Source organism: Alkalihalophilus lindianensis (assembly GCF_032843265.1).
Lineage (GTDB): Bacteria > Bacillota > Bacilli > Bacillales > Bacillaceae_D > Alkalihalophilus > Alkalihalophilus lindianensis.
Genome location: NZ_JAWJBA010000027.1, coordinates 1 through 642 on the forward strand (window position 1 = coordinate 1; position 642 = coordinate 642).

The window sequence follows — 642 nt, forward strand, 5'->3', positions numbered from 1 at the left end:
ATCCAACTCCTCCTCGTGTCAAATTATGAAAGGAAGCACAAGAACCGACCCCATGCTTCATCTTATGAAAAGAATGGACGAGTTATGAGTTTGCGATATAAAAAAGGAAGAGGCGGCCCCCTCTTCCTTTTTTATATCAGAATTTATATCACTTGGCTTTGAGAATTGTCCAGCTCCACAAGGAAGGCTTCGTCAGCATTAGCATCGCACGAAGGAAAAGCGATAGCTTTTTCGAGGAGGCCATACGCCGCTGACCAGGGCGCTTGCGCTTTTCTTATAAGGTAAGAAAGTATAAAATTTTCGACTTTGAGAATTGTCTAGCTCCAGCGCCCTAGCGGCTAGTGTCCTTCGCTCTCCGCCCTACGATAAGTCAACATCGGTTCGCTTGCGCTCACCGTGTTTCCTTTATCTCAGTTGGAGCGCTCCAGGCCATACGCCGCTGACCAGGGTGCTTGCGCTTTTCTATTATATAGTGTAACGACGTTCTTCTTCTTCAAACAAATCATCTAAAGAACTTAATGTGCCATCCTCTTCGACCTGATGGGTGTTGATGATACCTTCGGCAGCCGTTAGTTCGATAAAGCAGTTCCAGCAATAATATTGATTAATGCCGATTTTACCGACATCCTTGCTGGCACAATT

At 45.5% G+C, this 642-nt stretch carries 1 protein-coding gene; it reads right to left on the minus strand.

Going from position 1 to position 642, the window contains the following annotated elements:
• Window positions 1-465 precede the first annotated feature (465 nt).
• Window positions 466-642: YrzR-like zinc ribbon domain (locus tag RYX56_RS26555; RefSeq protein WP_500660597.1), on the minus strand; the 177-nt coding region annotated here is incomplete at its 5' end.